This window comes from Leisingera sp. JC1 (genome assembly GCF_001679925.1).
Classification (GTDB): Bacteria; Pseudomonadota; Alphaproteobacteria; order Rhodobacterales; family Rhodobacteraceae; genus Leisingera.
On record NZ_LYUZ01000078.1, the window covers coordinates 1 to 24,404 of the forward strand.

Consider the following 24,404-nt stretch of genomic DNA (forward strand, 5'->3'; position numbering starts at 1 on the left):
TACCGGTTACCAATGCCATTGAAGCGCTGAACTCGAAAATCCGCCGCGCGGTCCGAACCCGCGGCCATTTCCCCAGCGATGAGGCGGCGGCCAAGTTGATCTATCTGGCGCTGAATGCTACCTCAGCGGAGTGGAAGCGGTCAGTGCGCGAATGGCATGCGGTGAAAAGCCAGCTCGCCATCATGTTCGAGGAACGCTTCCCATTGGCGTAAGAAATGGCGCCGGGGCACAAAATTCCGCACAGTCTCCACGTTAACGGGCTATGGCGCCCTGACAACACCACGGGGTGTTCCGGTTGCGGCTGCATTGATCATCATCACGCCGATTGCTCTTGCATCCTTGTTTGCGACAACTTGCTTGCCGCACGAAGTTTATGCAGTGCGGTGAGTTTCTCCTTTTGCCAGAATGGCCCAAGCGATCCTGGCGGTCTTGTTGGCCAATGCAACGCTGACCAACCGTGGTGGTTTGCTCTCCAGCAGGTGACGCACCCATTCTCCAGTTCGTGTTTGTGCTTGGATCGCTCGTCTGAGAACAGCCGTTGCGCCAATGACAAGAAGCTTGCGCAAATAAGCGTCCCCCATCTTCGTTATGCGTCCCAATCTTTCCTTGCCGCCCGATGAGTTTTGTCGTGGCACCAGACCAAGCCAGGCCGCGAACTGGCGGGCGGATCGGAAGAGGGCCGGATCACCAACAGTCGCTGCCAAGGCCGTTGCGGTGAGCACTCCGACCCCCGGTATTGTAGCCAACCTCTGGCTGGCCTCGCTCTGCCGGTGCCAGGTCCGTATCTCTCGATCGAGCCGAGAAATCTCATCTTCCAGGCCATCCATCTGACGGATCAGGCTTTGCAGGGCAGATTGGGCGACCTCGGGGACGCTGCAACTGTCATCCTGCAGATGGATGAGGAGTTCGCGTATCTTGTGCGGCCCGCGCGCGGCGACGATGCCAAACTCTGCCAGATAGGCACGAAGCGCATTGATCAGCATCGTGCGTTGTCGCACCAGAAGATCCCGCGCACGATGCAGCATCAGAACCGCCTGTTGATCGGTACTCTTGATCGCGACGAAATGCATATTCGGTCGATTGACGGCTTCACATATCGCCTCGGCATCCGCCATGTCGTTTTTCTGACGCTTCACTTATCATCAGGTGGCCATAATGCGGAGGACCGTGGGACAGGCGCATGAATTCCCCGCATTTCTGCCGCTAATCGACGGCTTTGCTCCGCATTATTTTCGGCCGAACCTCTGCGGTTGTTTGACCAGCGGAGGAGCCAGCGATGACAAAAGCCGATCGCCAAGTAATCACCGAACTCGAAACCGAACTGACCAGCCAAGAATACAGCCCGGTGGTGGTCAGGAATTACTGCGCCTATGCGCGTGGCTTCCTTGACCATCTTGCGCAGCGGAATATCCCGGTCGCGGATGTAACCGAAGCCCAAGTGGAGCAATACCTGCGCGAAGCGGTCACTCTGTTCCAGCGCCGTCACGGCCGCCGTCCCGGTCCGCGCTGGCACCAGATTCCGTGCGCGGGCATTCACGCGCTGCTGCGGCTTGTGCAGGGCCGCTGGCCACCGGCTACAAATGCGGCCTGTGCGGCCGACGCGTTGCGATTTACGATCTGCAACGAGTACGAGGCCTGGCTTCTCGATGAGCGTGGCCTTGCCCGGCCCAGCATCGATGCGCTTCTGTGGGAGGCCCGACACTTCCTGGCCTGGCAATTCGAACGATGCGGTGCCGAAGGCCTGATGGATCTGAGTGTCGGCGACATCGACCGCTATATGGATCTGCGTGCATTGAAGCTGACGCGCAGCTCGCTGAAATCTGTTGCGGAGCGGCTTCGTTCGCTGCTGCGTTATCTCTATAGGGCGGGCCACATTGCGACCGACCTGTCGCCGCACATCATCGCGCCGTTGCTCTACGCCTATGAAGGTGTGCCCTCGATCCTGGAACGGGGCCAAATCGCCGCGGTACTGGAAAGCGCGAGGGCGGACAAGACACCGGCGGGGCTGCGGGACTACGCGATCTTGCAACTCCTTGCAACCTATGGGCTGCGGTCTGGAGAAATCCGCAATCTGCGGATCGAGGACATCGACTGGCGGAGCGAAACCATCCGTGTCCGTCACAGCAAAACGGGAGCCTGCTCGTTTCTGCCCCTGATGGCGCCTGCGGGCGAGGCCGTTCTCGCTTATCTGCGTTCCGGACGGCCAGCGGCCGATGCCAGGGAAATCTTCCTCCGCACGCGCGCGCCCTATCGCAAGCTTGAGAAGCTATACAGTCTGGTTCGACGGCGGCTCTGCGATGCCGGCATCAAGCCGCCAGGCAAATGCGGGCCGCACATCTTCCGCCATGCGCGTGCGGTCGAGATGCTGCGCACGTCAGTTCCGCAAAAAGTCATCGGCGACCTTTTGGGGCATCGCTCAACCGCGTCGACGGCCCCCTACCTCAAGCTTGCCACCGAGGATCTCAGGGCCATTGCGCTTGATGTGCCGGGCGCGGAGGGGCTGGCATGACCGCTCGCTGGCCCGATCCCGATCGCACGATCATTGACCGCTATCTCGCAGGCCTTGGTCTGCGCAGCATGAAAAGCCGAACCTGCTACCGGCAGGTCTTGCACAGCTTCCAGAACGTCGCCGAGCATCACAGCGAACTTGGTCAGGACGTGCTGGTCGCGTGGCTGCCGGTATCGGCTGAATGCTGGGCAGCGACTACGCTGCTGCACCGCACCCGCATCGTTGACCGGTTCCTCGATCACCTTCTGAATACCGAGGCGATCGACCGCAATCCCGTCACCACCCTGCGCGAAGCATGCAATATCAAGCAGTGCATGCCGGTCTGGCGCGCTCTGGCGTCGCGCAATCCGGAAAAGGCCCTTGCCGAATTGCGCCGGCCCCGGCCGTTCGGCAGCGTGCTGGGAGAGGTTTTGGCTGAGCACGTCGCGCTGATGCGGAACCGGGGATACAAATACACTTCGCAGTCTGCCCGGTTGTTGAGATTTGACCAGTTCCTGCAGCTGAACCCGGCGCTCCAGGAACAGCCAATCGGGGTGATGCTCGATCACTGGGCGGCGGCGAAATCCACGCGCAATCACGCTGCCGAATGTGAAAATCTCAGGCGTGTCCTCACGAAAATCTTCCGTCACCGGGATCCATCGATCCCATCGCGCCGACCGGACCCGCGACCGCAGAAGGACGTGGTCAAGCAATGGCGCAAGCCCCACATCTACTCGCCTGCCGATATACGGCGGATGCTCGACGTCGCTCGTTCTTACCCCTCACCACGGTCACCACTTCGCCCGCTGACGATCTACACCATGCTGGTGCTGGCCTATTGTGCAGGCTTGCGGCGGGGCGAGCTTGCCCGTCTCGATCTTGGCGACATCGATCTCCAGAGCGGTACGATCACGGTTCGCCAAACGAAGTTCTTCAAAACCAGAATCCTGCCGCTGCCCGCCAGCGTGATGGCCGAGCTTCGAGCCTATATCAAAGCCCGGCGCCGTGCCGGCGCATCGCAGGATCCATGTGCCGGTCTGTTCTGGCACGAGCAGGGCCGCACCCGCCGCTACACGCCGGAAATGATCACCTGGCTGCTCACTAACGTCATACGGCGCGCCGGGTTGAAGCCACTGCGAGGGCGAACCGGGCCGCGCGTTCACGATCTGCGCCACTCGATGGTCGTGAACCGCATCTTGGAATGGTACAAAGCGGGCATCAATCCGCAGGACCGGCTGCCGTTCCTCGCGACTTACCTCGGGCATCGGGATATCAATTCCACCCTGGTCTACATCACCGTCACGCAGGATCTTCTGCATCACGCCAGCGAACGGTTCAGAGCCGTGGGCGCACCCTGCCTCGACCTTGGGCGGGAGGTGAGGTCATGAACAAGGCGAACCCGTTCCCGAACCTGATGCGCGCGTTCTTCTATGAGTGGCTTGTTGAGCAGCGTAACGCCTCCGTCCATACGGTCCGATCCTACCGCGACACTTGGCGGCTGTTTCTGCGGTTCGCCGCACAGCGCGCAAAAAAGACGGTTGCGATGATCACGCTGGCCGATCTGACTGCCCGCGACGTTGCTGCGTTCCTGAGGCACACTGAACATGAGCGCGGCGGCACAATCGGCACGCGCAACTGCCGGCTTGCCGCGATCCGCAGCTTCTTCAACTTCGTGGCGACCAGAGATCCAGCATCGGTCGCTCAATGCGCGGAAATCCTCAACATCCCGGTCAAGCGAGCACCGGTATCGGAACCCTGTTATCTGGAACCGGCGGAAGTGGCAGCGATCCTTGCCCAGCCAGACCGCTCGACCCTCGAAGGCATGCGCGATCACACGCTGCTCTCGTTCCTTTACAACAGCGGCGCACGAATACAGGAAGCGCTCGACCTGTGCCCCGATATGATCCGGTTTGATAGCCCAAGTTGCGTGCGGCTGACAGGCAAGGGCCGCAAGGAACGCATCTGTCCGCTCTGGCCAGAAACCGTGCTGCTGTTGAAAAAGCTGTTGGAACGAAAACCGCGAGCACCGGACCAGCGGCTGTTCGTGAACCGCTATGGCGAGCCGCTCAGTGCCTCGGGCGTCCGGTTCAAGCTTGCGGGCTATGTGAAAGCGGCGGCCGGAACCGAGCCATCGCTGCACGCCAAACATGTGACGCCGCACAGCTTCCGCCACGCCACCGCCGTGCATCTTGTCTCGGCCGGTGTCGACGTCACGGTCATCCGCAGCTGGCTTGGCCACGTGAGCCTCGACACCACAAACCATTACGCGAAGGCGAACCTGGAAACGAAGCGAAAGGCACTGGAGCAAGTCAGTCTTCCGGCAACGGCAGTTCATCCGCCGTCATGGAAACGGGATGCGAGCCTGCTCGCCTGGCTCGATACGCTCTGAAATAATGCGGAGGAATGTGGGGCGAAAACGCCAGCAAACAGCAAGTCTGCGCAGGTTCCTCCGCATTATGGCCAACTGATGATAAGTGAAGTAATGGAGAGGTGATCATTACTTGACATAAGGTTTGACGTAAGCTGGCGGGACCAGACGCACATCGTGGCCCAGAGCTGAAATCTCACGTCCCCAGTGATGCCCGGTCGCGCAGGCCTCCATGCCAATCAGGCAGGGACTGAGTTCAGTGAGAACATCAATCAAGGCGCGACGCCGGACTTTCTTTCTGAGAAGGACGTTCCCATCTGCATCGACTCCGTGAAGTTGAAAGACAGACTTGGCAATATCGATCCCCAATGTTGTAATCTGCATGTGGATGGCTCCCTTTTCTGTTGGGTTCAACAACTCCAACATGGCACATTGCGATGCCGCTGCGTGGGGCTGTCCACACCATCACGTTCATTGCTGAGATCGGCAATGCCCGCCGTTTTGAAACACCGGTGAAACTCGTGGCATATCTCGGACTCGTGCCAAGCGAATACTCTACTGGCAAGACGAGCCGGAGCGGCGGGATCACCCGGGCAGGCAATGCTCGCGTCCGTCACAAGCTGATCGAAGGGGCTTGGACCTATCGCTATCCGGCCCGGCCAGGAGCAAGAAAACTCTATATCCTGCGTGACACAATCTCCCGACGTTCAGGACATCGCCTGGAAGGCGCAATCCCGGCTGACGGCCAGCTACCGGGCGCTTCGCCGGAACGGAAAGAAGACAACCGTCATAACGACGGCCATCGTTCGCGATATGAAGGCTTTCATGCGGGACATCGCGCGACGCACCATGCCAGCGTACTAAGAAAAATCCACATGCGCCCAGTGGCAGGCGCGAGGTCCTCGGAAGGGGAATATTCTCCTTCGCGGACTTCGGTGAGCCTTTAGGCGCTTCTAATTGCGCCCAGAGGCTCATTCCTGTTTGGCTCATAGGTTGATCCTTTCGTCTACCCGGAGCCAGTCGCCATAGAGCCCAAGGAGGGTGGTGCGCATCCGAGGTGAGATTTCTGCCCGCCGATTTTCAAGGATCGCCTCAAACGAAGTCTGCAGTGCATGTCGTCCAGCGCGCACGGTGATGCTTTGCTCAATCAAGAAGCCAATCTGCGGGATAGCTGCGTTGAGCTGCGAGCGGCCTAATTCGGACACAGACATACGGCGTTCAGAGAGGCCAGTTCCAAGATCAATCGCGCTAAGTAATTACCGCCAATCCAGATGAAAAATCGGTACGCAAGGGCTTCACAAGGCCACGCAGTCCGCAGCTAGCAGCTGCGGACTCTGATTGGTCAGGCCGGAACGATGACGCCCGGCAGATCGTTCAAAAGCATGGTGTCATTCGGTTGGAAATGGATGACAGACCGGATCGACTTGCCCGCATGCAGCAAGTCGAAGGCTGTGTTGATCTGCTCATGTGTCATGTTGTGGGTGATGTACGGGTCGACATCGAAGTCCCCTCGCAGCCATTCGTCTACCATGCCTGGCAACTCGCTGCGGCCCAGCACACCGCCAAAGGCGGAGCCGCGCCAGACGCGCCCTGTAACCAACTGGAAGGGGCGTGTGGCGATTTCCTCACCTGCGCCGGCCACGCCGATCACGGTGCATTCGCCCCAGCCCTTATGGCAGCATTCCAGCGCCGCACGCATCACATTGACGTTGCCGATGCACTCAAAGGAATAATCGACGCCGCCGTTGGTCATCTCGACGATGACGTCCTGGATCGGCTGCGAGAACTCTGTTGGGTTGATGCACTCGGTTGCGCCAAGGTTTTGAGCCAGCGGGAATTTGTTCGGGTTGGTGTCGATGCCGATGATGCGGCTTGCGCCAACCATTTTTGCCCCCTGGATCGCGGCCATGCCAACCGCGCCAAGGCCAAAGATCGCCACGGTCGAACCCGGTTCGACCTTTGCCGTATTACGCACGGCGCCGATGCCGGTGGGGACAGCACAGCCCATGACGCTTGCCTTGGCCAGCGGCGCTTCCTTCGAGATCTTGGCAACCGCGATTTCCGGCAGGACGGTGTATTCGCTGAAGGTCGATGTGCCCATGTAATGATGGATCAWCTTGCCCTTGTAGGAAAACCGCGAGGTTCCGTCGGGCATCAGCCCCTGGCCCTGGGTCTTGCGAATGGTCTGGCAGAGGTTGGTCTTGCCTGACTTGATGAAGGGGCAGTTGGGGTCTTCGGGTGTGTAAAGCGGGATCACATGGTCACCCGGCACAACTGAGGTCACGCCGCGGCCGACCTCTTCGACGATGCCGACGCCTTCGTGGCCCAGAACTGCCGGGAACAGCCCCTCAGGATCCCGGCCCGCCAGGGTGAACATGTCGGTGTGGCATAGGCTGGTGGTCACGATGCGGACAAGGACCTCACCCTCCTTGGGGCCTTCCAGATCAATTTCCTCGATTTCCAGCGGGCGGTTTGGTTCCCAGGCGATGGCTGCTCGGGTCTTCATGGCAGTGCTCCTTCTTCTATTCAATTGATCAGAATGTTATATCGTAACCACATCACGCCGAAGGCTGCTGACCGGTCACATCCGGCCATTCAGCACGTCAAACCAGCCCAAAAGGACAGACGCATGACCCAGACTTCAAACCCTTTGCCAGAGAACAGCCGTTCTGTGGTGCTCGTGGTTTATCCGGGTTTTAAAGCGCTTGAGGCGATCGGCGTGCTTGCCGTGCTGAGTTACGCGGGCCAGCATCTGCAGGCTGCCAGATTGAACGGCGGTTATGACGTGACAATCATAGCGCCCGAACCCGGCCCGGTACGCTCTGACACCCTGATGTCGCTGGAGGCCAGCGCAGCCTTGCCCGAGGAAGAGTTGCTGGGCACGGTATTTATCGTTGGAGCGCAGGATATCGAAACTGTGCTAACGCGCGAGGCTGCGCTGGTGGACTGGTGCAGGCGGCGGGCCTTTGAGGCCGAGCGCTTTGCAGCCCTCTGCACAGGGAGCTTCATCCTTGCCGCCGCAGGGCTTCTGGATGGGCGAAAAACCGCCACGCACTGGAACTATGCGGCTCGTCTGCAAGCACTGTTTCCGGAGGCCGATGTCGATGCCAATGCAATCTTTGTACAGGACGGAATGCTGTGGACGTCGGCAGGAGTCACAGCGGCAATTGACCTTGCTCTGGCCTTTGTGGAACAGGATTTCGGGCGCGATATTGCGCTGCGGGTGGCGCGCGACATGGTTATGTATCTCAAGCGTCCGGGCGGGCAATCCCAGTTCAGCACGATGCTGACCGGCCAAATGAGCGGCTCTTCGGGCATGCGCGATATCCAGAGCTGGTTGAGTATGCGCTTTGATCAGCCGATGACGCTGGACGACATGGCTGCGCAGGCCAAGATGAGTGTCCGCAACTTCACGCGCGCCTTTGCCACCGAGTTCGGGGCAACGCCGATGGCCTATCTCGAAGGGCTGCGCTGCGAGCGGGCCAAGACGCTTCTGCTGGATACAGATCTGCCAATGAAGACTGTGGCCTTCCGGTCGGGGTTCCGCTCGGACGAGCAGATGCGCAAGGTGTTCCGCCGGCGCTTTTCCCTCTCGCCGCGCGATTTCCGGGCAAGGTTCAGGACGGCAGGCACATGAATGGACTAAATCCCGCCGCCCTGGTTACCCACTGTCAGTGGATAGGTGCGCCGGGCTTGTGATCGATAGCCGGATCAATCACCGCAAGAAGGCGGGTTTCGCCCGTGCCCTCTATCGGGGGCGACCGGTGCAGCAGCCCCGTTTTCTCTGTGCCGGGCCAGCGGCGGCCTCGCAACAGCACGGCACTGCAAAGGGAAACGGAGAGCGGCGAGGCCTCTGCACCTGGTTGGGCAAGCTGGGTTCCCGATCCCCGGTAGGTGCAGAGCATCCGCGCAGTCATGTTGTCGACATGGAACCTGCGGCAGGCGTTTGTGGACACAACATCCAGGCGCAGATGCAGCAAGGGCGTTTCCATGATTTCACCCATAAGAAACCCAAGTGCAGCGATGTCGCTTGCCAGCATGTCGCGCTCGGCCCCGGCAGGCGTTCCGGCCAGGCTGCAGGCCGCATGGATACAGCCTTCCACAGCATCAACACCAACAAGCGTACGCAGCTTCGGCAATTGTTCTGGCGGCATTTTTGAGATCCAACCGGCAAATTCGGACGCTGGATTGCGCTGCCAGATCGCGGCCGCGACACCCGGCTGATTGATCCCGGACAAGATCGACGCGTCGCGCGCCTGCAGGACGGAGCGTGCTTCGGCACGGATGGGAAGTTCGATAACACTCATGATGCAGAGCCCTTTCGGTACGGAAAATTGACCCGCAGCGCCGTGGTTGCTGCCTCCGCCAAGAGGCGGAGCGGCGCTAGCGGGATCATGTATTTCTAGCCGTCGCAGATCAGGCGACCTGACGCGTTCCCCACTGCGGGAAGGGATCTGGCAGCGCAGCCCAAGCTCCCGGTGTAAACTCGGCAGTATCAAGCAGAGCCGCGTTCAGCTTGGCGCAGATCGCCTCACGATCCAGCCCGACACCGATGAAGACAATCTCTTGCCGCCGGTCACCCCAGGGCTCCGCCCAGCGGCGCGCAATTTCGGCCTGTGCTTCAGGGTGGGTCGGCAGGCGGTCCTCGGGAATCGAGGCCCACCAGAGCCCAAGCGGCGCCACTGAAGACATGGCTCCAGCAAGACTGAATTCGGCGGCCCAATCAGGACGTGTTGCAATCCAGAAGTGGCCCTTGGCCCGGATCACGCCCGGCAGATCGCTATTCAGCACTGCGTGGATCTTTGCCGGATCAAATGGCGCGCGAGCATGGTAGACAAAGGAGGTAATGCCGTATTCCTCGTCCTCCGGCGTGTGATTGGCAAAGCCGTACAGTTCTTTCGCCCACATCGGATGCTCATGAGCCTTGTCGAAGTCAAACAGCCCGGTGTCGAGGATCTCGCCGGAGGGGACGTCGGAATGGTTCGCCTCGATGATCTTCGCATCGCCGTTCAGGCTGTGGATGATTTGGCGGGCAGCCTCGGTGCGCTGAGGTCCGGCATCGGCGGTTTTGTTCAGGATCACCACATTGGCAAATTCAATCTGCTCGGTCAGCAGGCTGACAAGGCTGCGGTTGTCGCCTTCTCCAAGGCTTTCGCCTCGATCGGCTAGGAAATCGTGGCTGGAAAAGTCCTTGAGCAGGTTCACCGCATCCACGACCGTCACCATGGTGTCCAGGCGCGCCGCATCCGACAGACCCTCCCCGCTCTCATCCCGGAAGTCGAACGTCGCGGCAACCGGCAGCGGCTCGGAGATCCCGGTGGATTCGATCAGCAGGTAATCGAAACGCCCCTCCTCCGCGAGGCGCCGGACCTCCTGAAGAAGATCGTCGCGCAGGGTGCAGCAGATGCAGCCGTTGGGCATCTCAACCAGCTTCTCTTCGGAGCGCGAGAGCTCGGCACCCTCACGGACGAGGTCCGCATCGATGTTCACCTCGGACATGTCGTTGACGATCACCGCGACGCGGCGCCCTTCGCGGTTGTTCAGCACACGGTTCAGCAGGGTCGTTTTGCCCGCGCCAAGGAAGCCCGAGAGGACGGTGACGGGAAGGCGGGTGTCTTTATTGGTCATGAGTACCTCGTGAATGTTTTTGTTTCCGGTCTTCGTCAGGCGCCGTCAGATGACCCCTGCTGTTAAGGTCGGCAGTACCGCAATCGCTGCACTGCCCGTGAATTTCGACCACGTGATGCGTGGGTTCGATCCCTGACTGCTGCGCCATACGTGTGAGTGAAACCAGCACCTCGGGCGCCACAGTCTCTCGTAAGGCGCCGCATTCGTCGCAAATGGACAGGATCACCGGGCCATCGGTATCTTCCGTTTGGCGCAGAGCATAAGCGTTGAGCGATTCGATCCGCAGCACTTGAACGTTGGCGCAGAGTGTCTTGAGAGCACGGTAGACCGTCATTGGTGCAAGCCGGGGAGCGGCCTTACGGAGCACGGCGAGAATGTCATAGGCCGACATCGCCTGATCCGCTCCGTGCAGCAGATACAGGATATCGGACTGCATCGCTTCGCCCTTAGTGCTCTTTCGCATGGCTTGCCGCTCTCCGCTCAGGTTGCAACTGGCGGCTGCGCGTCCTGCATTAGAATTGCGACGGCCTCGGCTAGGGGAAGCGTTTGCGTCCCGGTCCCGCCATGGCGGCGTATGGTAACCGTCCGCTCCTCCGCCTCGCGCATGCCGAGCGCGATCTGAACAGGGATTTTCTTCAGCGCGTGCTCCCGCACCTTGTAGCTGATTTTCTCATTGCGCAGGTCCGTCTCCACCCGCAGCCCGGCCGTGCGTAGAGTTTGGGCGACTTCTGCAGCCCACTCATCTGCAGCCCCAGTGATCGTCGCGGCGACTACTTGCACCGGCGCCAGCCACAGCGGCAGATGGCCCGCGTGATGTTCGATCAAGATGCCGGTGAAACGTTCCAGGGACCCAAACAGAGCCCGGTGCAGCATGACCGGCGGGAGCTTTTCGCCGGAGGCCGCGACATAAGAAGAGCCGAACCGCTCAGGCAGGTTGAAATCTACCTGCAGAGTGCCGCATTGCCAGTCCCGCCCGATGGCGTCCCGCAGGACATATTCAAGCTTGGGCCCATAAAACGCGCCTTCGCCCTCGAACAGCGTGTACGCGTGCCCGGACTCGTCCAGCGCTCTGCGCAGGGCATCTTCAGCCCGGTCCCAGCTTTGTTCGCTGCCAATCCGGTTTTCCGGCCGGGTGGACAGCTTGATGCGGACATCCTCAAAACCGAAAACGCGGTAGATGGAAAGAACCAGGTCGTTGACCTTCAGGCACTCCTCAGTGAGCTGCTCAGGCGTGCAGTAGATATGCGCATCATCCTGAGTAAAGCTGCGCACACGCAGAAGTCCGTGCAGCGCGCCGGACGGTTCATAACGATGCACCTTGCCGAATTCGGCGAGCTTCAGCGGCAGGTCGCGGTAGCTTTTGGTGCCTTGCCCGTAGATCAGCATATGGCCGGGGCAGTTCATCGGCTTCAGCGCGTAGTCGCGGTCATCCTCGGTTTGCGCAAGGAACATGTTGGCGCGGTAGTTCTGCCAATGGCCTGAGGTCTCCCACAGCGCGCGGTCCATGATGTCGGGCGAGTTCACCTCGACATAACCCGCCGCCTCCTGACGGTCGCGCATGTAGCCGATCAGGGTCTGAAACAGGCGCCAGCCGTTCGGGTGCCAGAAGATGGAACCCGGCGCCATTTCTTCGAAGTGGAACAGGTCCATCTCGCGCCCCAGGCGCCGGTGGTCGCGCTTTTCCGCCTCGGCCATCATTGTCAGATGCGCATCCAGATCAGCCCTAGAGGCGAAGGCCACGCCATAGATCCGGCTGAGCATAGGATTGTTGGCATCACCGCGCCAATAGGCCCCGGCAACGCGGGTCAGTTTGAAGGCAGCCCCGGCGTCGCCTGTGTGGCGCATATGCGGGCCGCGGCAGAGATCCAGCCAATCACCCTGCCGGTAGATGGTCACCGGCTCGCCCTCGGGGATCGCATCCAGCAGCGCCAGTTTGTAGCTCTCGCCTGCGGCTTCGAAATGCGCGCGCGCCTGGTCGCGGGTCCAGGTTTCGCACACGAAGGGTGTGCGGCTTGCGATGATCTCGCGCATTTTGGCTTCGATCACCGGAAGGTCCTCGGGCGTGAAGGGCGTCTCACGCTCGAAGTCGTAGTAGAAGCCATGTTCGATTGCTGGACCGATAGCGGTCCGGGTTCCAGGCCAGAGCGTTTGCACGGCTTCTGCCAGCACATGGGCCAGGTCATGGCGGATCAGCTCCAGCGCGCGGGGGTCATCGCGGGAGACAAGCTCCACCGCGGCCCCATCAGGGAGCGGAGCGGACAGGTCAGCCAAATGCCCGTCGACCGCTGCTGCCACAGTGCGTTTTGCCAGACTAGGGCTGATCGCCGCGGCCAAGTCAGCGGCAGTCGCGCCAGCAGAGAGCGCGCGGGCTGCCCCGTCGGGCAAGTGAACATGGATCATAGTGGTCGTTTCCTGGATGTTTCAGGCGGCACCGGGTCGTACCCCGGCACGTCCCATGGGGTGTTGAGCTTCAACGGCGCGAAAATTTGTGTGGAGCAAACGCAAGGTCACAAGGCCTCCGCGCTCAAGGTGTGAACGGTTACGCCCTGCGTTTCGTCCCTTTCCTTCGGACGCATGCGCAGCATAGCCAGGCTTTGCTCAAGGTCCTCCAGGGGGAAATCCCGGGCGATCACGACAACACGGCTGGTATGGTCGCCTGCGGGCCAGTCCTTCAGGGGCACGGGAGGTTCGAAAACGTGCTGGACACCGTGAAAGACAAAGGGCGTCGGCACATCCTCGATATGGACAATGCCTTTCAGCCGCAGGATGTCTGCGCCACGCAAAGCGATGAGCGTATCCAGCCAGAAATCAAACACCCGGGTCGGTATCGGCGTGTCGATTGTCACCGATGCGGTGACGATCCTGCTGTCTGTGGCATGGTGCGATTGTGCGCCGAACTCCGGCAGCGGGTCTGCCTTCGGCAGGTCAATTCCGGAAAGCCCCGCCAGAGGGTCCACCTGCGCAGCGGCAGGAGACGCTGCAAGCCAGTCAAGAGCATGATTGCGCGAAACTTCCTTGCGCATGGCGCTCAGCCCGAACAGCGCCCCTGAGGGTACTTTGCCCCGATCGGCTTCGATACGTTCTGCGCCTGGGTTCAGCCGGTCAAGCCGCCGCTCCAGCGCCCGCCTGGCAGCACGGTTCGCGAGGTCCCGCTTGGTCAGAACAATCCTGTCTGCCATAGCAACTTGCGCTTGCGCCTCGGCATGGCGGTCCAGCGTGTCAGCCGCTAGCACTGAATCAACCGCCGTGACAATGCCGTCCAAAGCAAAATTTGCGGCGAGATCCTTGTCTACCAGCAAGGTGTGATGCACCGGCCTGGGGTCTGCCAGTCCTGTTGTTTCAATCACTACCCGGTCAAACGATAGCTCCCCTTTTGTGCGGCGTTTCAGCAAGGACATCAGCGTCCTCGACAAATCGCCGCGGATCGTGCAGCAGATGCATCCGGCCGCCATCAGAACCACATCCTCGGCGGTTTCTTCGATCAGGTCATGATCCAGACCGGCATCCCCGAATTCGTTGACAACAACCGCAATGCGGCCCGCGGCGGGGTCGTGCAGCAAGCCGTTCAAGAGTGTGGTTTTTCCCGCGCCCAGGAAGCCAGTGAGCAAGGTGACAGGTATCTGGGTTTGCATGTCGTGCCGCTCTTTCGGGTTGCGAAGCATGATTGATCGTGATTGTTATGATATAACATATCAAACTACAAGGTATCCAAGTGAACAAAATTCGTTTCGCCGCCCGCCAATCGGTTGAGGAAGTCGAAGAGGGCAATGTACTTGCGCCCAAGTTCGGCCCCGACGGACTCATGCCCTGTATCGCCACAGATGCCGACAGCGGCGAAGTTCTGATGCTGGGCTGGATGACTGCCGAGGCCCTGCAGCTGACGCTTGAAACCGGCGAGGCGCATTATTTCAGCCGTGCCCGGCAGACGCTCTGGCACAAGGGCGCAACATCCGGCCTGATCCAGCAAGTTATCGAAGCGCGCATTGATGACGACCAGGACGCCGTCTGGCTGCGTGTGGCGGTCGCAGGCTCAGGTGCCTCCTGCCATGTGGGCTACCGCTCTTGCTTTTACCGTTCAGTTCCAACCGGAAGCGAAGCAGGCGCCCCGCTTGTCTTCATGGAAGATCAGAAGAGTTTTGATCCGGTGGCCGCTTACGGCGATGCGCCGAACCCGACGCAGCTGTGAGCTTTGCCGCTCAAATCAAAGGGAAGGCTGCCACGCTATGGCATATCCAGCGCGTAAAGCGCATGGTGCGTGAAATGGCCGGTGCCGGGCAGCTTGCCCTGATTACCGTTGTCGAAATCGACTGCGACGATCCTGACTGCCCGGGACCAGCCACTCAAATCACCATCCTGGGCCCGGATTTGGTCCGGCGGGGTTTCACCATTCATCTGCCCGTTCATGCGATCCGACCTGCTGACCTGTCGGCAAGGCCGTGCAGACGAGGAACCGGAATTTTTGAGCGGAATACAAGCGGCATCGAAAACCAGCTTCGCGACAGCCCTTAGATGTAGTGGCTTAAGATTATCTGGGTTTGAGCGCGAGATTATCCACGATTTCGGCTCAGATTATTTGAGACTGTAAGTCGATTTGGGATCATATTAGTTGCGACCGGGCTCAGAATAATTGAGACAGGCTCACATCGCTGAGACTGGGATCGTTGGGATGAGACGATGGACCACATGAGCGGTCGTCCGTAGCGTGGAGCATGAACTGCAAGTTTGAGCGGCCCCAGCATCGGTGTGATGATATTGCGCAGAAATTTGGTGACTGATCGACGCCCCATGCTTGCACTGCAAGGCAGCATTGATGTGTATGCCGGTTTCAGAAAGTCTCAATCGTCTGGGCGGGTGGCCAGACTGTTAAACTGTCCTGCATGGAACAGGAGAGGCGTGGCGGCCGAGTCACGGATCAGATGACGGACATGGCCTAGAAAAAGGACATGATCCCCCGCCTCGACCTGTTGCATAAGATCCGCGGTGATCACCGCAGCGGCGCCTCGCAAGACAGGCAGACCTTGGCTGGACAGGAATAGATCCATCAGGCGTTCGTCTGAGCGCCCTGCAAAATGCAAGGCGTGAGCTTTCATGCCTTGTGACAGAATGTTCACCGCAAACCGACGCGAGACTTTCAGCCGAGGCAACATCTTCGCGCGACGGTCGAGTGAAACTGCGATCAAAGGGGGATCAAGAGAGACCGACATGAAAGCGCTCACCGTCATGCCATGATCGCCCTCAGAGGTGTGGGTTGTGATGACAGTCACGCCCGTGGCAAAGCTGCCGCAGCATTCGCGAAAGGCACGTGGATCGATAGCGGGAACAGTGGCCGTATAAGACACAGGGATCCTATCTGATCGTGGCAATAGCGTAGATCCTGTCGGCCGTGCCATATCAGCGGACAGGTAACAGAATTCATTAGGCCGGTTTGCGGGCATCCTATATCCCGCAACCCGGCAGCGGTTTATGCGGCGGTTTTCTGTGCTGCGAGCTCCTTGCGAACGATCTCGGCCCCGGCACTCAATGCGTCAAGCTTGCCACGCGCTACGGTGCGCGACAGCGGTGCCATGCCACAGTTGGTGCAGGGATAGAGCTTATCTGCATCCACGAATTGCAGTGCTTTGCGTAGAGTTGCGGCGACTTCTTCTGGCGTTTCGATGGCATTGCTTGCCACGTCAATGGCCCCGACCATCACATTTTTGCCGCGAATGAGTTCGATAAGATCGATTGGAACGTGGGAGTTGTGACATTCCAGAGAAATCAAATCGATGTTGGATTTCTGGAGCTTGGGGAAGGTCTCTTCATACTGGCGCCATTCGGAGCCCAGCGTTTTCTTCCAGTCGGTATTGGCCTTGATGCCATAGCCATAGCAAATATGAACAGCGGTTTTGCATTTAAGCCCCTCGATGGCCCGCTCCAGCGTGGCAATGCCCCAGTCATTCACCTCATCAAAGAAGACGTTGAAGGCAGGCTCATCAAACTGGATGATGTCGACCCCGGCAGCCTCCAGTTCACGCGCTTCTTGATTGAGGATAGTGGCGAATTCCCAGGCGAGTTTTTCGCGGCTCTTGTAGTGGGCGTCATACAGTGTGTCGATCATGGTCATCGGCCCAGGCAGCGCCCATTTGATCGGTGCATTGGTCTGCCCGCGGAGGAATTTCGCGTCCTCGACAAAGACTGGCTTTTCGCGGGACACCGTGCCCGCCACAGTTGGAACGCTGGCATCATAGCGGTCTCGGATCCGAACCGTCTCGCGTTTTTCGAAATCGACACCGCTCAGGTGTTCGATGAAGGTTGTGACAAAATGCTGACGGGTCTGTTCGCCATCGCTGACGATATCGATGCCCGCGCGCTGTTGCTCGGCCAGCGTCACCCGCATCGCATCCTGCTTGCCCTCGACCAGGGCATCATTCTCCAGTTTCCAGGGGGACCAGAGTTTTTCCGGTTCGGACAGCCAGGAGGGTTTCGGCAGGCTGCCGGCAGTGGAGGTGGGGAGAAGTTTCATCATGTGAGGGGACCTTATGCTGTGTGTAGTTTGCCTTGGTTCAACGTTTTTATTGAGCGGCGTATTACGCGCTCCATGCGTCGAGAAGGGTGCGATAGGGTTTGATGAAATGGTCCTTGGCAAATTTGCCCTGCTCGGCGGCCAGTTGGCTGCGTTCTTCGCGGTCATAGACAACCCGGGTCAGCGAATGATCCTGATGTGTCAAGCTTGGTTTGAAACATTGGCCTGCGGCAGAATTCGCGTTGTAGATCTCGGGTCGGTAGATCCGCTGAAAGGTCTCCATCGTGCTGATCGTCCCGATCAGTTCGAGGTTTGTGTAGTCGTTCAGCAGATCGCCGACGAAGTAAAAGGCCAACGGCGCGGCGCAGCCCCGCGGCATGAAATAGCGGACATCCATCCCCATTTTGTGAAAATACAATTCGGTCAATGAGGAGTCGTTCGGCGTGAATTCGGTACCGAGCACCGGGTGTTTGTTGACTGTGCGATGATAGGTCTTGTTGTCGGACACGCTGAGACAGATCACCGGCGGTTTGCGGAAATGCGCCTTGTAGGKTTCCGAGATGACGAAGCATTGAAAGATCTTGCCATGCAGGTCGCCAAAATTGCCGGGGATGCTGAACCCCGTGCCTTCCTTGTTGTGTTCCGGCAGGACAATGCTGAAATCATAATCGCGCAGATAGGAGGAGAAGTTGTTGCCGACGATCCCTTCGATGCGCTGGCCGCTGCTTTGATCAAGGATCGTGGGTTTCAGAACTTCGATCGCAGGAAAACTCTCGCCCCGGCCTTCGATATCTATCTCGACGGAAATGATGTCTAGTTCCACTGTGTATCGGTCGCGGGCGGGATTGTCCCATGAGGCCAGATCGTTGCAGCGATTGTCGATCATCCGCAGCGCGTTGCGCAGGTTCTCCAATCGGCTTTCTCCGCGCGCAAGATTGGCGAAATTGGTTGTGAGCCTGGTGTTGCGAGCGGGCGTGTAGTTCTCGTCGAAACGGATGCTTTTAATCGTGAAAGTAAAATTGTCAGTCATCATATTTTGCTGTCCTGGCAAACCAAAATGTATCGTCAAACCGTAGGCCACAGGGCGCTGAAAGGCTCAGGAGCTGTATGACGCAGCCTTGCCATGAGAAAAAATGACATCTTTTGAGGGTTCCATGACAGGATGTCATGTCTGTGCTGTCTGATCCGAATTCAGGGAGGTCCCCACCGCGGCCGCTATTGTGTGCGTCGGCAATGATTGCCTGCATACGTCAAGGGTTACTCAGGCTTGCACGGACTGGGCCAAACGGATGAAACCGTCCATGTAATTTGGTGCTGGACCAGCGCGGTAGCCGAGGTGGATGGACTTGGCTATGCCCTCACCGATCCGCACGCCCTTCACTCCTTTAACCCCGCACAGCAGCCAATCAGGCGTGGCACTGACGGCACGCCCCGAGGCCACCAGACGCAGCATCAGATCGGTCGTCTCGACCGTGCGATGACGGCGCGGCAGGGCCTGGGCCGGGACGAGGAAGCGAGTAAAGATATCCAGCCGCTCCCGGGTGACGGGATAAGTAATCAGGGTCTCGCCTGTCAGATCCACTGGCACGACCCGTTGTTTTTGTGCCAGCGGATGGGTCTCGGCCACCGCCAAAACCAGCTCATAATCAAAAACCGGCTTGTATTCGAGTCCCGGGCGTTCGATCGGGTCGGGAGTGACAAGGATGTCGATCTCATGACCCAGAAGCGCCGCCAGACCGCCGAATTGGAAGGCGGAGGTGACATCAAGCTCGACATCGGGCCAATCCGCCAGAAACGGGTCCACTACTCGCATCAGCCAATCCTGACAGGGGTGGCATTCCATCCCCACCCTGATCGCGCCCCGTCGCCCACGCGCATAATCTTCGAGCACCGCAGCACCGTGTTCCAGCTGCGGTAGGACCCGCAGAGCCACCCCCAGAAGATAGTCCCCCGCAGGCGTCAGGCGCAGTTTGCGGCCCTCGCGCTCCCAGAGTTTCACCTCGTAGCGTTCTTCAAATCGGCGGATCGCATGGCTGACCGCCGATTGACTGAGACATAGTTTGTCCGCCGCCAGTGTCAGGCTGCCGGTCCGCTCGATCTCGCGCAGGATGGCCAGAGGCTGGATGTCGATCATTGCGCGTGAAACCTGGCCATCAACCGCTGTGCTATGCAGGTGTGACCTGGAGCAGCCCATACAGAACGCGGGATCAGAAATCCCAATCTTCGTCCTCGGTTGCGACCGCCTTGCCGATCACATAGGAGGAACCGGAGCCGGAGAAGAAGTCGTGGTTTTCGCTGTCGGGGCTGAGGGCGGCGAGGATGGCCGGGTTCACCTCGGACACTTCGGGGGGGAACAGCGCTTCAAACCCGAGGTTTTGCAGCGCCTTGTTGGCATTGTAATGCAGGAAGACTTTCACGTCCTCGGTCAGGCCGATTTCGTCATACAGCTCTTCGGTGTACTGGTTTTCGATGCCGTAAAGCTCAAACATCAGGCCGAAGGCATAGTCTTTCAGCTCTGCCTGTTCGGCCTCGCTCAGCTTTTCATAGCCGCGCTGGAATTTGTAGCCGATGTAATAACCATGGACAGCCTCGTCGCGGATGATCAGGCGAATGAGGTCGGCGGTGTTGGTCAGCTTGGCGCGGCTGGACCAGTACATCGGCAGGTAAAAGCCCGAGTAGAACAGGAAGCTTTCCAGAAACACTGAGGCAATTTTGCGCTTCAGCGGGTCGTTACCCGGCACATAGGTGTCCAGGACCGCCTTGGCTTTGGCCTGCAAATGCGGATTTTCCTCCGACCAGCGGAAAGCCTCGTCGATTTCCCTGGTCGAGCAGAGCGTCGAGAAGATCGAGGAATAGCTGCGCGCATGCACCGCTTCCATGAAGGCGATATTGGTCAGCACCGCCTCTTCGTGCGGGGTGATGGCATCGGGCATCAGCGCCGGCGCGCCGACCGTGTTCTGGATGGTGTCCAGCAGGGTCAGCCCGGTGAAGACGCGGATGGTCAGCTGCTTTTCGTGACCGGTCAGGGTGGCCCAGCTTTGGATGTCATTGGACAACGGGACCTTCTCGGGCAGCCAGAAGTTCACCGTCAGGCGGTTCCAGACCTCCAGGTCCTTGTCGTCCTCCAGCCGGTTCCAGTTGATGGCGCGCGGGATGCGGGTTGCGGTCATGTCTTTCATCGTCTTTCTCCGCTCACAGCGTGCAGGATACGCAGCCCTGAACCTCGGTGCCCTCCAGGGCCTCCTGGCGTAGCCGCACGTAGTAGATGGTCTTGATGCCTTTTTTCCAGGCGTAGATCTGGGCGCGGTTGATGTCGCGGGTGGTGGCCTCTGCCGGGAAGAACAGGGTCAGCGACAGGCCCTGGTCCACATGTTCGGTGGCCGCCGCATAGGTGTCGATCAGCGCCTCGGGGCCGATTTCATAGGCATCGCGGTAGTATTCCAGGTTCTCGTTGTTCATGAAAGCGGCCGGGTAGTAGACGCGGCCGATCTTGCCTTCCTTGCGGATCTCGATCTTGGAGACGATCGGGTGGATCGAGGAGGTCGAGTTGTTAATGTAGGAGATCGAGCCGGTCGGCGGCACCGCCTGTAGGTTGCGGTTGAACAGCCCATGCTTCATCACGTCGGCCTTCAGCGCCGCCCAGTCGTCGCGGGTGGGCAGGGAGATGCCGTCACACAGCGCCTGCACGCGCTCGCTTTCCGGCAACCAGTCGCGGTCAGTGTATTTGTCAAAGAACGTGCCGGAGGCATAGCCTGACGCCTCAAAGCCTTTGAAGGTGGCCTTGCGCTCCTGCGCCAGATCGCAGGAGGTGCGGATCGCGTGGTAGGCCACGGCGGCGAAGTAGACCGAGGTGAATTCGACACCCTCAGGACTGCCATAGTGAATATGCTCACGGGCCAGGAAGCCGTGCAGGTTCATCTGGCCCTGGCCGATGGCGTGGCTTTCGTCATTGCCGCGGCGCACGGACGGCACCGAGTTGATGGCCGACATTTCCGACACCGCAGTCAGCGCCCGGATGGCAGCGCCGACGGTGCGGCCAAGATCCTTGCCGTCCATGGTCCTGGCGATGTTAAGCGAGCCGAGGTTGCAGGAGATGTCGGTGCCCAGATGGCTGTAGCTCAAATCGTCGTTGAACTCAGATGCCTCGTTCACCTGCAGGATCTCAGAGCAGAGGTTCGACATGTTGATGCGCCCGTCGATCGGGTTCATCCGGTTCACCGTGTCCTCGAACATCACGTAAGGGTAGCCGGATTCGAACTGGATCTCGGCAATGGTCTGGAAGAACTCGCGCGCGTTGACCTTGGACTTGCGGATGCGCTTGTCGTCCACCATCTCGGCGTATTTTTCGGTGACCGGGATTTCCGAGAACGGCACGCCGTAGATCTTCTCGACGTCATGCGGCGAGAACAGATACATGTCGGCGTTTTTCTTGGCGAGCTCAAAGGTGATGTCGGGGATCACCACGCCCAAGGAGAGGGTCTTGATGCGGATTTTCTCGTCGGCGTTCTCGCGCTTGGTGTCAAGGAACCGCATAATGTCGGGATGGTGCGCGTTCAGGTAGACCGCACCTGCCCCCTGCCGCGCACCCAGCTGGTTGGCGTAGGAGAAACTGTCCTCCAGCAGCTTCATCACCGGAATGACGCCCGAGGACTGGTTTTCAATGCCTTTGATCGGCGCGCCGTGTTCCCGGATGTTGGTCAGAAGCAGCGCCACGCCGCCGCCGCGTTTGGACAGCTGCAGAGCGGAGTTGATGCCGCGGCCGATGCTTTCCATGTTGTCTTCCAGCCGCAGCAGGAAGCAGGAAATCAGCTCGCCGCGCGACTGCTTGCCGGCATTGAGAAAGGTGGGGGTGGCGGGCTGGAACCGGCCCTCGAGAATTTCCTCCATGAACGACATGGCCAGGGCCTCGTCGCCGCGGGCCAGCGCCAGGGCGGTCATCACCACGCGGTCCTCGTAGCGTTCCAGGTAGCGCTGCCCGTCGCGGGTCTTGAGCGTGTAGGAGGTGTAGTATTTGAAGGCGCCCAGGAAGGTGGGGAAGCGGAACTTCCTGGTGTAGGCCGCGTCCCAGATTTCGCGCATGAAGTTCTTGGTGTACTGATCCAGAACCGCTTCTTCATAATACTCTTCGGCCACAAGATAGCCGAGCTTTTCATCCAGCGAGTGGAAGAAGACAGTATTCTGGTTCACATGCTGCAGAAAATACTGGCGCGCCGCCATGCGGTCGGCGTCAAAGCGGATGTTGCCGTCTGCATCATACAGGTTCAGCATCGCGTTCAGCGCGTGGTAGTCCAGTTCATTCAAGGAACTGTCGAGCATGTCTTTCTCCCCAGGATTTTCAGCCCAGCCCGTACACGGGCAATATCTGTTTCGGTGCCGGCCAGCTCGAAGGTATAGAGCAGCGGCACCTTGCATTTTTGCGAGATGATGCGGCCGGCCAGGGCATAGGTCGCACCAAAGTTGCGGTTGCCGGTTCCGATTACCCCGGCCAGCCGGGTGCGGCGGGCCGGGTCATTCAGGAAGTGGATCACCTGTTTCGGCACTGCGCCCCGGCCTTCGCCATCGGCATAGGTCGGGCAGATCAGAACGAATGGCTTGTCCGGCACGGGAAGCCCTGCGCCCTCTTCAACAGGAATGCGCAATGCATCCACGCTTAGTCGTGTCACGAAACGCTGCGTGTTTCCCGATTTCGAAGAGAAGTAGACGAGCCCCGGCAGCCCGCCGGACACTTACGACGCCAGACGGGCGATCATATCGGGGCGAAAGCCGGACCAGTGGTCGGCACCGGCGACAACCACCGGAGCCTGGCGGTAGCCCAGCTCGGTTACATGAGTGAGAGCTGCATTGTCCTGGGTCAGATCCACCACGTCATAGCTGACGCCTTTGGCATCCAAGGCACGGGTGGTGGCGGTGCATTGCACGCAGGCGGGTTTGGAATACACGATAATGCTCATTTGTCCTCTGTCTCTCTTGTTCAAAGCCGAGGACGCAATGGACGGATACCGCCCAAAGCGCGCCCCCGAACCCTCCGTTCGCGGTCATCATCATTCGCGCTGCGGCAGGTCTCCTGACTCGCGGATCAATGCTTGGGCCGGCCTTCCCGAAAGCTCGCTTTCAGTGGCGTAGTTAGCCTAGCTCACCGCTTACAGTTGCGGGGGCAGTGCCGGATTTCCACCGGCTTCCCTCTTAGCTTCCGACGGGAATCGGAAGAACCGAATCTACACGATATTGGTGTTTGGAGGGGTGCAATGTCAATATATAGCTTTCGAAGCCGCGGCTTTTTCGGGGCGGCGACAGGGCCCTTCCTAAGCCTGCCAAGCCTGGACCGCAGATTGCACAGACGCAATTCGGCTGAGGGCTTACACTTGCGATCATTTTGTTTTGCCTCAGCGAACCTCGGAGTTAGACGCTTTCGAATTTTGCACGCCGAACGAACGGCAGTTTGTTCGGCTGCGGGGCGGCGCGATTAGCAATACGCTTGCAGCTGCGCTTGTGTTGCCTGCGCACCCTGCGAGAAAGTTGAATGCTTAGGATGGGCTCTTTCGTTGAATTGGCCGCGCGACGCGTGCAATTCCGATGCGGCTGACAATCACTTTTCGGTTTAGAAATCATAAGGTAAACGGACGTTTTTCTTGTAGTCCCGGCGACGGTCAAACGTCCACGCGAACATCACCAGAAAAACCGTTGCGGAAATCATAATGAGGTTGCATCGTGCATCTTGTCTATTCTGGCGGGGCGAGTTGCCATGCTCATCTGATATGTACGGGTGTCGAAGGCGGATGGGAGCCAGCTCCTTGATTTGCAACGCGATGCGCTGATTGAAGCCGGTGTCGATGCCGAGCGCATCTATGAAGACAAGGCATCCGGACGAAAAGACCATCGACCAGGACTTTATGCCTGCATGAAAGCGCTTCAGCCGGGTAATTCTCTGGTGATCTGGAAACTGGATCGCCTCAGGCTGCGATCAGGCTACGGTCGCCTATCAGCCACGGCTGCTGAGTGATAATGGCAGCAGCTACATCTCCGGGGAACTGGCTGACTGGCTTGCTGACGAGGGCATGGATCACGTCCGTGGCGCACCCTGCCACCCTCAGACACAGAGCAAGATCGAGCGCTGGCACCAGACCCTGAAGAACCGTATCCTGCTCGAGAACTACTACCTGCCCGGGGCACTCGAAGAAGCAGTGGCCGCCTTCATCGGCCACTACAACCACCACCGCTACCACGAGAGCCTGGGCAACATCGCACCCGCCAACGTCTATCTCGGCAACGCCGAAACCATCCTCAAACGACGAAAGGAAATCAAAGCCAAGACCATCGTGAAGTGCCGCTTGCTGCATCGCCAGACCGCGGCATAGACTGAAACCACGACGAGCCAGGCCCTCCGTTCCAGATCAGGCCCTCATGTTCCAAATCATCTG

Annotated in this window: 24 protein-coding genes, 3 pseudogenes and 1 riboswitch; of the genes and pseudogenes, 9 read left to right on the forward strand and 18 right to left on the reverse strand. The window is 59.4% G+C overall.

Features of this window, described 5'->3' with window-relative positions; genetic code table 11:
- A partial coding sequence (locus A9D60_RS06955; RefSeq protein ID WP_141117798.1) for a transposase occupies positions 1-212 on the forward strand: 212 nt, incomplete at its 5' end.
- Positions 213-371: 159 nt separating this feature from the next.
- On the opposite strand, the gene A9D60_RS06960 is transcribed toward A9D60_RS06955, so the two are convergent.
- Complete coding sequence (locus A9D60_RS06960; RefSeq protein ID WP_175392912.1) at positions 372-1,136, reverse strand: IS110 family transposase; 765 nt, start codon at positions 1,134-1,136, stop codon at positions 372-374.
- Between the two features lie 140 nt (positions 1,137-1,276).
- On the opposite strand from A9D60_RS06960, the gene A9D60_RS06965 reads away from it, so the two are divergent.
- Genes A9D60_RS06965 through A9D60_RS06975 form a run of 3 tightly spaced genes read left to right on the forward strand, consistent with a single transcriptional unit; the run spans position 1,277 to position 4,877 of the window.
- Positions 1,277-2,509, forward strand: a complete 1,233-nt coding sequence (locus A9D60_RS06965) for a site-specific integrase (protein WP_065266902.1) — start codon at positions 1,277-1,279, stop codon at positions 2,507-2,509.
- Positions 2,506-3,876 carry a tyrosine-type recombinase/integrase gene (locus tag A9D60_RS06970; protein ID WP_065266903.1) on the forward strand — a complete coding sequence of 457 codons (1,371 nt, stop codon included), beginning with the start codon at positions 2,506-2,508 and terminating at the stop codon, positions 3,874-3,876. The genes A9D60_RS06965 and A9D60_RS06970 overlap by 4 nt, the downstream gene beginning before the upstream one ends.
- Positions 3,873-4,877 (forward strand): tyrosine-type recombinase/integrase, encoded by a 1,005-nt coding sequence (locus A9D60_RS06975; protein ID WP_065266904.1) that lies wholly within the window; start codon positions 3,873-3,875, stop codon positions 4,875-4,877. The genes A9D60_RS06970 and A9D60_RS06975 overlap by 4 nt, the downstream gene beginning before the upstream one ends.
- 111 nt (positions 4,878-4,988) lie before the next feature.
- Here A9D60_RS06975 and A9D60_RS06980 read toward each other — a convergent pair.
- Positions 4,989-5,240, reverse strand: a pseudogene (locus tag A9D60_RS06980) (IS110 family transposase); the annotation flags it as partial.
- Between the two features lie 53 nt (positions 5,241-5,293).
- Here A9D60_RS06980 and A9D60_RS25445 point away from each other — a divergent pair.
- Positions 5,294-5,803: a transposase gene (locus A9D60_RS25445; protein ID WP_217492041.1), complete on the forward strand. Its 510-nt coding sequence runs from the start codon at positions 5,294-5,296 to the stop codon at positions 5,801-5,803.
- 48 nt (positions 5,804-5,851) lie between these two features.
- On the opposite strand, the pseudogene A9D60_RS06985 reads toward A9D60_RS25445, so the two are convergent.
- Together A9D60_RS06985 and A9D60_RS06990 are read right to left on the reverse strand one after the other, a co-directional pair.
- Positions 5,852-6,031 (reverse strand): annotated as a pseudogene (locus A9D60_RS06985) (IS110 family transposase); the annotation flags it as partial.
- A gap of 167 nt (positions 6,032-6,198) precedes the next feature.
- Positions 6,199-7,362, reverse strand: a complete 1,164-nt coding sequence (locus tag A9D60_RS06990; protein ID WP_065266906.1) for an S-(hydroxymethyl)glutathione dehydrogenase/class III alcohol dehydrogenase — start codon at positions 7,360-7,362, stop codon at positions 6,199-6,201.
- Positions 7,363-7,395: 33 nt separating this feature from the next.
- On the opposite strand from A9D60_RS06990, the gene A9D60_RS06995 reads away from it, so the two are divergent.
- Positions 7,396-8,493 carry a GlxA family transcriptional regulator gene (locus A9D60_RS06995; protein WP_217492044.1) on the forward strand — a complete coding sequence of 366 codons (1,098 nt, stop codon included), beginning with the start codon at positions 7,396-7,398 and terminating at the stop codon, positions 8,491-8,493.
- A gap of 34 nt (positions 8,494-8,527) precedes the next feature.
- Here A9D60_RS06995 and A9D60_RS07000 read toward each other — a convergent pair whose 3' ends face one another.
- The 5 genes from A9D60_RS07000 to A9D60_RS07020 all read right to left on the reverse strand — a co-directional run bounded on the left by A9D60_RS07000 (position 8,528) and on the right by A9D60_RS07020 (position 14,146).
- The gene (locus tag A9D60_RS07000) at positions 8,528-9,163 is read right to left on the reverse strand and encodes a DUF1826 domain-containing protein (protein WP_065266908.1); all 636 of its coding nucleotides are present in this window, start codon (positions 9,161-9,163) and stop codon (positions 8,528-8,530) included.
- A 109-nt stretch (positions 9,164-9,272) separates the two neighbouring features.
- Complete coding sequence (locus tag A9D60_RS07005) at positions 9,273-10,484, reverse strand: GTP-binding protein (RefSeq protein WP_065266909.1); 1,212 nt, start codon at positions 10,482-10,484, stop codon at positions 9,273-9,275.
- On the reverse strand, positions 10,474-10,947 hold the full coding sequence (locus A9D60_RS07010) for a Fur family transcriptional regulator (protein ID WP_065266910.1): 474 nt from the start codon (positions 10,945-10,947) through the stop codon (positions 10,474-10,476). The genes A9D60_RS07005 and A9D60_RS07010 overlap by 11 nt, the downstream gene beginning before the upstream one ends.
- Before the next feature lie 17 nt (positions 10,948-10,964).
- The gene (gene thrS / locus A9D60_RS07015) at positions 10,965-12,884 is read right to left on the reverse strand and encodes a threonine--tRNA ligase (RefSeq protein WP_065266911.1); all 1,920 of its coding nucleotides are present in this window, start codon (positions 12,882-12,884) and stop codon (positions 10,965-10,967) included.
- Between the two features lie 107 nt (positions 12,885-12,991).
- A complete protein-coding gene (locus A9D60_RS07020; RefSeq protein ID WP_254656641.1) occupies positions 12,992-14,146 on the reverse strand; it encodes a CobW family GTP-binding protein in 1,155 nt (384 codons plus the stop codon).
- A gap of 50 nt (positions 14,147-14,196) precedes the next feature.
- Between A9D60_RS07020 and hisI the strand changes: the two genes are divergently transcribed.
- Entirely contained in the window at positions 14,197-14,670 is a 474-nt protein-coding gene (gene hisI, locus A9D60_RS07025; RefSeq protein ID WP_065266913.1) for a phosphoribosyl-AMP cyclohydrolase, read from the forward strand.
- Between the two features lie 35 nt (positions 14,671-14,705).
- On the opposite strand, the gene A9D60_RS07030 is transcribed toward hisI, so the two are convergent.
- The 9 genes from A9D60_RS07030 to nrdH form a co-directional block, all read right to left on the reverse strand.
- Positions 14,706-14,888, reverse strand: coding sequence for a hypothetical protein (locus A9D60_RS07030; RefSeq protein WP_065266914.1), 183 nt, complete (start codon positions 14,886-14,888; stop codon positions 14,706-14,708).
- Between the two features lie 431 nt (positions 14,889-15,319).
- Positions 15,320-15,823, reverse strand: coding sequence for a flavin reductase family protein (locus A9D60_RS07035; RefSeq protein ID WP_302621841.1), 504 nt, complete (start codon positions 15,821-15,823; stop codon positions 15,320-15,322).
- A 122-nt stretch (positions 15,824-15,945) separates the two neighbouring features.
- Complete coding sequence (locus A9D60_RS07040) at positions 15,946-16,989, reverse strand: methionine synthase (protein ID WP_065266915.1); 1,044 nt, start codon at positions 16,987-16,989, stop codon at positions 15,946-15,948.
- Positions 16,990-17,050: 61 nt separating this feature from the next.
- The gene (locus A9D60_RS07045) at positions 17,051-18,016 is read right to left on the reverse strand and encodes a DUF1852 domain-containing protein (RefSeq protein WP_065266916.1); all 966 of its coding nucleotides are present in this window, start codon (positions 18,014-18,016) and stop codon (positions 17,051-17,053) included.
- A 231-nt stretch (positions 18,017-18,247) separates the two neighbouring features.
- Positions 18,248-19,120 (reverse strand): LysR family transcriptional regulator, encoded by an 873-nt coding sequence (locus A9D60_RS07050; RefSeq protein WP_065266917.1) that lies wholly within the window; start codon positions 19,118-19,120, stop codon positions 18,248-18,250.
- Positions 19,121-19,193: 73 nt separating this feature from the next.
- On the reverse strand, positions 19,194-20,165 hold the full coding sequence (gene nrdF, locus A9D60_RS07055; protein WP_065266918.1) for a class 1b ribonucleoside-diphosphate reductase subunit beta: 972 nt from the start codon (positions 20,163-20,165) through the stop codon (positions 19,194-19,196).
- Positions 20,166-20,178: 13 nt separating this feature from the next.
- Positions 20,179-22,302 carry a class 1b ribonucleoside-diphosphate reductase subunit alpha gene (gene nrdE / locus A9D60_RS07060; RefSeq protein ID WP_065266919.1) on the reverse strand — a complete coding sequence of 708 codons (2,124 nt, stop codon included), beginning with the start codon at positions 22,300-22,302 and terminating at the stop codon, positions 20,179-20,181.
- Positions 22,284-22,700, reverse strand: a complete 417-nt coding sequence (gene nrdI / locus A9D60_RS07065; RefSeq protein WP_065266957.1) for a class Ib ribonucleoside-diphosphate reductase assembly flavoprotein NrdI — start codon at positions 22,698-22,700, stop codon at positions 22,284-22,286. Before nrdI ends, nrdE begins: the two co-directional genes overlap by 19 nt.
- Positions 22,701-22,712: 12 nt before the next feature.
- On the reverse strand, positions 22,713-22,937 hold the full coding sequence (nrdH, locus tag A9D60_RS07070) for a glutaredoxin-like protein NrdH (protein WP_065266920.1): 225 nt from the start codon (positions 22,935-22,937) through the stop codon (positions 22,713-22,715).
- 86 nt (positions 22,938-23,023) lie between these two features.
- Positions 23,024-23,215, reverse strand: a riboswitch (cobalamin riboswitch).
- 534 nt (positions 23,216-23,749) lie between these two features.
- Here nrdH and A9D60_RS25450 point away from each other — a divergent pair.
- Together A9D60_RS25450 and A9D60_RS07080 are read left to right on the forward strand one after the other, a co-directional pair.
- The gene (locus A9D60_RS25450; protein WP_441295056.1) at positions 23,750-23,986 is read left to right on the forward strand and encodes a recombinase family protein; all 237 of its coding nucleotides are present in this window, start codon (positions 23,750-23,752) and stop codon (positions 23,984-23,986) included.
- Positions 23,934-24,341 (forward strand): annotated as a pseudogene (locus A9D60_RS07080) (integrase core domain-containing protein); the annotation flags it as partial. The gene A9D60_RS25450 and the pseudogene A9D60_RS07080, both read left to right, overlap by 53 nt.
- Between the last annotated feature and the right edge of the window lie 63 nt (positions 24,342-24,404).